The sequence below is a fragment of the Sphaerospermopsis reniformis genome, from assembly GCF_005402885.1.
Classification (GTDB): domain Bacteria; phylum Cyanobacteriota; class Cyanobacteriia; order Cyanobacteriales; family Nostocaceae; genus Sphaerospermopsis; species Sphaerospermopsis kisseleviana.
This window is the reverse complement of sequence record NZ_BJCE01000008.1, coordinates 45,618-52,885: the sequence shown is the minus strand read 5'-3', so window position 1 is coordinate 52,885 and position 7,268 is coordinate 45,618. Positions and strand designations below refer to the sequence as shown.

The 7,268-nt window shown below is 38.2% G+C and carries 9 protein-coding genes and 1 pseudogene; 9 read left to right on the top strand and 1 reads right to left on the bottom strand.

All coding sequences use genetic code 11. The annotated features are described in order from the left end of the window. From FFR48_RS02405 to FFR48_RS02370, 8 genes and pseudogenes are all read left to right on the top strand, one after another. A partial coding sequence (locus tag FFR48_RS02405; protein WP_137666246.1) for an ISAs1 family transposase occupies positions 1-317 on the top strand: 317 nt, incomplete at its 5' end. A 125-nt stretch (positions 318-442) separates the two neighbouring features. Then, entirely contained in the window at positions 443-631 is a 189-nt protein-coding gene (locus tag FFR48_RS02400) for a hypothetical protein (RefSeq protein WP_236103975.1), read from the top strand. A 195-nt stretch (positions 632-826) separates the two neighbouring features. Then, a complete protein-coding gene (locus FFR48_RS02395; RefSeq protein ID WP_137666245.1) occupies positions 827-1,054 on the top strand; it encodes a hypothetical protein in 228 nt (75 codons plus the stop codon). Then, positions 1,044-1,415: pseudogene (locus FFR48_RS30490) on the top strand (type II toxin-antitoxin system VapC family toxin). Before FFR48_RS02395 ends, FFR48_RS30490 begins: the two are co-directional and overlap by 11 nt. Before the next feature lie 330 nt (positions 1,416-1,745). Beyond that, entirely contained in the window at positions 1,746-3,593 is a 1,848-nt protein-coding gene (gene thrS, locus FFR48_RS02385; protein WP_228051585.1) for a threonine--tRNA ligase, read from the top strand. Between the two features lie 63 nt (positions 3,594-3,656). Then, on the top strand, positions 3,657-3,845 hold the full coding sequence (locus FFR48_RS02380) for a hypothetical protein (protein WP_096572187.1): 189 nt from the start codon (positions 3,657-3,659) through the stop codon (positions 3,843-3,845). Beyond that, a complete protein-coding gene (locus FFR48_RS02375; RefSeq protein WP_137666244.1) occupies positions 3,830-4,132 on the top strand; it encodes a type II toxin-antitoxin system RelE/ParE family toxin in 303 nt (100 codons plus the stop codon). The genes FFR48_RS02380 and FFR48_RS02375 overlap by 16 nt, the downstream gene beginning before the upstream one ends. A gap of 29 nt (positions 4,133-4,161) precedes the next feature. Further along, on the top strand, positions 4,162-4,497 hold the full coding sequence (locus FFR48_RS02370) for a XisI protein (protein WP_137666243.1): 336 nt from the start codon (positions 4,162-4,164) through the stop codon (positions 4,495-4,497). 55 nt (positions 4,498-4,552) lie between these two features. On the opposite strand, the gene FFR48_RS02365 is transcribed toward FFR48_RS02370, so the two are convergent. Next, positions 4,553-5,011 carry a DUF29 domain-containing protein gene (locus FFR48_RS02365; protein WP_137666242.1) on the bottom strand — a complete coding sequence of 153 codons (459 nt, stop codon included), beginning with the start codon at positions 5,009-5,011 and terminating at the stop codon, positions 4,553-4,555. Positions 5,012-5,240: 229 nt separating this feature from the next. On the opposite strand from FFR48_RS02365, the gene FFR48_RS02360 reads away from it, so the two are divergent. After that, a complete protein-coding gene (locus FFR48_RS02360; protein ID WP_137666241.1) occupies positions 5,241-6,926 on the top strand; it encodes an NAD(P)H-quinone oxidoreductase subunit 4 in 1,686 nt (561 codons plus the stop codon). Positions 6,927-7,268 lie beyond the last annotated feature (342 nt).

The window sequence follows — 7,268 nt, the reverse complement described above, 5'->3', positions numbered from 1 at the left end:
CTTCTTTACCCAGTGATGCTCAACTTTTAGGTCGAGCCATCCGTAAACATTGGGGAATTGAGAACCAAGCTCACTGGATTCTTGATTGTACTTTTGCTGAGGATTCTTGTCGTATTCGCTCTTGGAATAGCCCCCGAAATTTTGCTCTTTTACGACGCATTGCTCTCAATGCTCTTAATCGTGAACAAACTTATAAACGTAGTCTTCGACAAAAAATGAAGCGCACTGCTATGGATAACGATTACATGATTCAAGTTCTCAGTTCTTGTTTCATTGACTCTACATTAGATTCCGATAAGCCCTTATGTCAAGCCTGATTGAGATGCTCTTACCCTGCCATTTGATGTGATTCATTAAATAACATTAAATAAATATATTCACAATTGTATCACAAAAATATTATAATCATGTTATGCTATAAAAGTGTATGAAGAAAAGATCCATGACTACTTTAGTGAAAGAATTATTAAGCACATTTGGTAGTTTACCAGAATCCGAAAGATTAGAAATAGCTGTGGAGATTTTGAAACGGGTTACAAATTTAGACTTTCCACCTTTATCAGATAATGATTTAGTGTGGAATGCTGAAGAACTTTTTTTTAGAATTAGATCAACAAGAAACAGATTATGAGTAAGCTGTTACACAGCTAAATTGTATAATCCTAATATTTTGAACTCTTGTTTAACAGGCAAGATGCCTGTTCCACTTATATAAATTAAATGCACAACAGCTTACCCCTAGACGTGGAGAAGTTTGGCTTGTTGATCTGGGTTACACTGCAAAAGTCAGACTAACAATATTTCAAGATTCAAGGAAAAAAATATTATGAATGTATCTATTACTGATCAAATTGTTGAACAATTAAAAATAATGCCTCAAGACTTGCAATATCAAGTCCTGGAATTTGCCCGCAGTTTGACAAATTCAAAAATCAAAGGTGTTCCCGGTAAAGAATTACTAAATTTTGCAGGTTCAATACCCAAAGAAGATTTACAGCTAATGAGTGAAGCAATAAACCAAGATTGCGAAAAGGTTGACTTTGATGAATGGTAGATACTTGCTCGATACTAATATTATTATTGCTTTCTTTGCTGATGAAATAGCTGTCAAAAACAACCTTTCACAAGCAACTGAAGTTTTCATTCCCAGTATTGCAGTAGGGGAATTGTTTTATGGTGCTAGAAAATCGGGACGTTCAAAAGAGAATATAGAACGTATTTAAGAATTTATCGCTAAAAATACTGTGCTTGAATGTAATACACAAACATCTCGAATATACGGTGAAATAAAAAATCAGCTACGTTTAAAAGGTCGTCCCTTACCTGAAAATGATATTTGGATCGCCGCAATGAGTCTTCAATATAATCTAATTTTAGTTACACGCAATGCTCATTTTCAGTGTCTGTATTCTTAGTCACAAAAATAGTCCGTCAAAAAACCATTGTCCGTATAAAATCTTCCTTGTCCATCCCTTCGACTACGCTCAGGACAAGCCTTCCTTGTCTTCCTGGTCTTGCCTTCACAGATTATATTAAAAACCTACCCCTGTGAGGTGGGGTCATCCCACAAAATCGCATTGCTCCCCAACTGTTAACAGAACTGCGGTTAATCGGAAATGCTTTTCCCAACTAGCTCAGTGGGGGTGATAAATTAGGGGAGTCCAGAGAATAAAGCCCACTGCGTCGTCAGCAAGTGGACTATGATTTTAAGAATATATTTTCAACAATTCTATTTGTAATCGCCAATGGTTCAACAGCCGATGTCGCCAACTCAAGAAACTCAAAACCTAGAAAAACCAGCAGAGAAAATCTATTTACCCCGCACCAGCGAATCAGAAACATTAAAAAAAATTCGCCATACTGCTTCTCACGTCATGGCCATGGCCGTACAAAAGCTGTTTCCCAAGGCGCAAGTTACCATTGGTCCGTGGATTGAAAACGGTTTTTATTATGACTTCGATAACCCCGAACCCTTTAGCGATAAGGATTTAAAAGCCATCCAAAAAGAGATGGTGAAGATTATTAACCGCAAACTCCCAGTTATTCGGGAAGAAGTCAACCGCGAAGAAGCAAAAAAACGAATTGAAGCAATTCAAGAACCGTATAAATTAGAAATTCTCGCAGATATTAAAGAAGAACCCATTACCATTTATCATTTAGGTGATCAATGGTGGGATTTGTGCGCGGGTCCCCACGTCGAAAATACCAAGGACATTAACCCCAAAGCGATAGAATTAGAAAGCGTAGCCGGTGCTTATTGGCGCGGAGATGAAACTAAAGCCCAGTTACAACGCATTTACGCTACTGCTTGGGAAACTCCCGAACAACTAGCAGAATATAAACGCCGCAAAGAAGAAGCGTTAAGGCGTGACCATCGTAAACTGGGTAAAGAACTCGGTTTGTTTATTTTCGCCGATCCTGTCGGTCCTGGTTTACCCCTTTGGACTCCTAAAGGTACGCTGTTAAGAAGCATTTTAGAAGACTTCCTGAAAAAAGAACAGTTAAAACGGGGTTATTTACCTGTTGTTACTCCTCACATTGCCAGAGTTGATTTATTTAAAACATCGGGACACTGGCAAAAATACAAGGAAGATATGTTTCCGATGATGGCTGAAAATGAGGAAGCTAAAGCCATTGAACAGGGTTTTGTCCTCAAGCCAATGAACTGCCCCTTTCATATCCAAATATACAAGAGTGAATTAAGATCCTATCGGGAATTACCGATGCGGTTGGCGGAATTTGGTACAGTTTACCGCTATGAACAATCGGGAGAACTGGGTGGTTTAACGCGGGTACGTGGTTTTACTGTGGATGATTCCCATTTATTTGTTACTCCTGAACAACTGGATGAGGAATTTTTGAATGTTGTAGATTTGATTTTGACGGTGTTTAGAAGTCTGCAACTGAAGAATTTTAAAGCGAGATTGAGTTTCCGTGATCCAGCCAGTGATAAATATATTGGTGGGGATGAAGTTTGGGATAAAGCGGAAGGTGCGATTCGTCGTGCTGTGCAAGAATTGGGAATGGACTATTTTGAAGGTATTGGGGAAGCGGCTTTCTATGGTCCAAAACTCGATTTTATCTTCAGTGATGCCTTAGATAGAGAATGGCAATTAGGGACGGTGCAGGTAGATTATAATTTACCTGAACGCTTTGATTTAGAATACGTTGCTGAAGATGGTTCGCGTAAACGTCCTGTAATGATTCACCGCGCACCCTTTGGATCTTTGGAACGGTTGATAGGGATTTTAATTGAAGAATATGCGGGTGATTTTCCTTTATGGTTAGCACCTGTGCAGATTCGACTTTTACCTGTAGGTGAATTGCAAGTTGATTTTACTAAAGAAGTTGCTGCGAAAATGGTAGCTTTAGGAATTAGAGCCGAAGTTGATTTAAGTGGCGATCGCTTGGGTAAATTGATTCGCAATGCGGAAAAAGATAAAATACCAGTAATGGCGGTAGTAGGTGCGAAGGAAGTAGAAAGTAATTCTTTGAGTATTCGTACCCGTGCATCTGGGGAGTTGGGAGCGATATCTGTAGATGAAGTTGTGAATAAAATGCAGGAAGCGATTTCTAATTTTAGTAACTTCTAAAACTTCTAAAAAACCTGGCTGGGTAAATCCCAGCCCATCAACAAATTAACTCAAAATGAAACTATGAGTACCACAAAAGAACAAGTACAATCTCTTTTACAGCAACTTCCAGACAATTGCACAATTGAGGATATTCAATATCATTTATATGTAATTGAAAAAGTACGTCGTGGTTTAGAAGTGGCTGATAAAGAGGGGACTATTTCACAAGTAGCAGTAGAAGAACGGTTAAATAAATGGCTTATCAAGTAGTTTGGTCTTCCACTGCAATAGAAGATGTAGAAGCAATTGCTAACTATATATCCCGTGATTCATCTGCTTATGCAGCAGCAGTTGTTCAGAAAATTCTTGATGTTACTCGAAATTTGAATAACTTTCCCTTTTCTGGTCGTATAGTACCAGAATTAAAAGAAGATAATATTAGAGAAAAGTTTGCCTACAACTATCGAATTATTTATCGAATTGAGAATGATACCATAACTATTGCATCTGTAATTCATGGAAAAAGGATATTAGATGTGGAAAATGATTTGCTATAGTCTGAATACTGGGGGGAGAAAATCACCCAATGGATAGAATAGGAACTTATCGAAATGTAATTCGCAATGTCCTTAAATCCTATTTGAATATTTTCTATGCTAACGCTAATATCCGTAACAGAGCAGCATTTGATTCAGAAACAGATCAATATCTAATTATTTCTGAAGGTTGGACAGAAAAACAGCATTTGCATAGTTGTTTAATTCATATTGAAATAATTAACGATAAAGTTTGGATTCAGTGTGATAATACAGAATATGGTGTTGCTAGTGAACTGATTGAATCCGGTATTCCTAAAGAAGAGATTGTTTTAGGATTTCATGAACCTAATGTCAGACAATATACAGGATTTGCAGTAGCTTAAATTCTCAATCCTGTTAATCCTTTAATCCTGGACATCCTGATTCTGACAAAAAAAATTAAGAATATTCCCAAAGTTTCTCACTCAAAAGTGCATCAACATTAAGACTAAAATGCCACAAATCAGGAAACTCAATTTGAGGATAATCTTCCCTAACTTCCATTAACGCATCTTCCCAAGCTTGATCCAATACTTCTGTAAAATATTGTTTTAAACTAGGAGATTGTTTCAAAAGTATTCTTAACTGACGACGTTGTTCTCGAATCGTCACTTCCCAACCACGATTATCATATTCACTATTAACATAAATCCGTTTTAATAAATGCGTCCATAATACAATTAAACGGCTTTCAACTTCAGCCCTATCCCTACCCGCCAAGATTTCCATCTCCTCAATTAAATGTTCCACATCCAACCCATGAAAATCTCGCGCCTTGAGTTTGAGGATGGTATTTTCTAACCATAGATACTGATCCTGATTATAAAGACCTTCTGTTACTAATTGAATCTCTGTCATGGATTTAATAGATTTAATTTAATAGATTTAATTTAATAGTGCGATCGCCACTCATAACATAACTAAATCTTATCACATCAGCTACATATACCCTTACCAATACTAACCATAGGATTTTTCTAGGTATTTATTCTCTCTATATGTAAAGAGGGTAAAAATTGATAAAGAAATTGTTACAAATTCCAGTACAATGTCATCATTACACAAATAAGTATTTTTCTCTATTGACATGATGGCGGAACAATTTCCTTGGCTGACCGCGATTATTTTCCTCCCTCTCCTTGCATCCTTTCTGATTCCTGTACTACCTGATAAAGACGGTAAACTTGTCCGTTGGTATGCCTTGGGTGTGGGTATCGCTGACTTTGCGTTAATGTGCTATGCTTTCTGGACACATTACAATCCTGCTGATGCGAGTTTCCAACTAATAGAAAATTATGCCTGGATGCCTACCCTGGGACTAAACTGGTCTGTGGCAGTGGATGGTATTTCTGCGCCTTTGGTACTTTTAGCAGGTTTCGTCACCACCCTTTCTATATTTTCAGCTTGGCAAGTTGACCGCAGACCACGCCTATTTTACTTTTTAATGTTGGTGCTATATTCGGCACAAATAGGGGTGTTTGTTGCCAAAGACCTGATGTTATTTTTCATTATGTGGGAAGTAGAACTTCTCCCCGTATATCTGTTAGTTTCCATTTGGGGTGGTCAAAAACGACGCTACGCCGCAACCAAATTTATACTATATACCGCAGCAGCTTCTATATTTATCTTAGTAGCCGCCCTCGCAATGGGTTTACAAGGCGACGGTACTCTGAGTTTTGATATCAGTGACTTAGCTACTAAAAATTATCCTCTCGGTTTACAATTACTGCTTTATGCAGGTTTGTTTATTTCCTTTGGGGTGAAGTTGGCAATTTTCCCCTTACATACCTGGTTGCCCGATGCCCACGGTGAAGCATCTTCCCCTGTATCTATGATTTTGGCAGGTGTGTTACTAAAAATGGGCGGTTATGGTTTAATTCGCCTGAATATGCAGCTTTTACCCGATGCCCATATTTACTTTGCACCAGTTTTAGCTATTCTCGGTGTGGTCAATATTATCTATGGTGCGTTAAACTCCTTTGCCCAAACTAACATGAAACGGCGTTTAGCCTTTTCTTCTATCTCTCACATGGGTTTTGTACTGCTAGGTTTAGCTTCCTTCACCGATTTAGGGATGAATGGGGCTATGTTGCAAATGATATCACATGGTTTAATCGCCTCCGTGTTATTCTTCCTGGCAGGTGTCACATACGACCGCACCCATACAATGGTGATGAAGGATATGGGTGGTATTGGACAAGCGATGCCTGTGGTGTTTGCGTTGTTTACTATAGGTGCAATGGCATCTCTGGCTTTACCCGGTATGAGTGGTTTTGTTGGTGAACTCTCGGTGTTTGTGGGTGTAACAACCAGTGATGTTTATAGTTCCACTTTCTGCACAGTGACAGTTTTCCTCGCCGCTGTGGGTGTTATCCTCACACCTATTTATCTACTTTCTATGCTGCGTCAGGTATTTTATGGTAAGGATGCAGCATTGATTTGTGATATCAATAATGGAGGTTCGGAAAACCTGGAAGATGAAGGTACTGCTTGTTTTGGTACTGATTGTTTATTACCAGGTCAATCACTTTACACTGATGCTAGACCCCGTGAAGTGTTTATTGCAGCTTGTTTTCTAGTTTTAATTATCGGTATTGGTTTCTATCCTAAAGTGGCGATGCAGATGTATGACGCTACAACTGTGGCTATTAATGCCCAGGTACGTCAATCTTACACTGTGATTTCTGAAACTAAGCCTGGTATTTATGCTGGGTTTGCCAGTCCAAAAATTGCTGATGTTGAGGTTAAGTCTGTTTTGGCGACTGTTGAATAAACCTAATCTTGGGAACGAAATTAAGTTTTTTATTGTTTACTCAACAAAATAGAAAATTTTTGATCATAAATTAATCCCACTACTTTTACTATATTGGTAGTGGGTATTTTTTATAGTGAAGCATTAAATTTAAGTGAAATTAGCTAACTCATCTGATCTTGAGATATCAGATATAATCTGAACTTGAGGTTATCAAGTCAGTAGCTAGTTGCAATTAAATATAAGATGTGAGATGGGCCAGACAGACCGTCAACAGGCTAGAAGCCTGTTCCACTATCTAACAGTTAATTAAGCCTACTTACTTATTTCTATTGAGAGTGGGACAAAATTTGTAATCGGCGA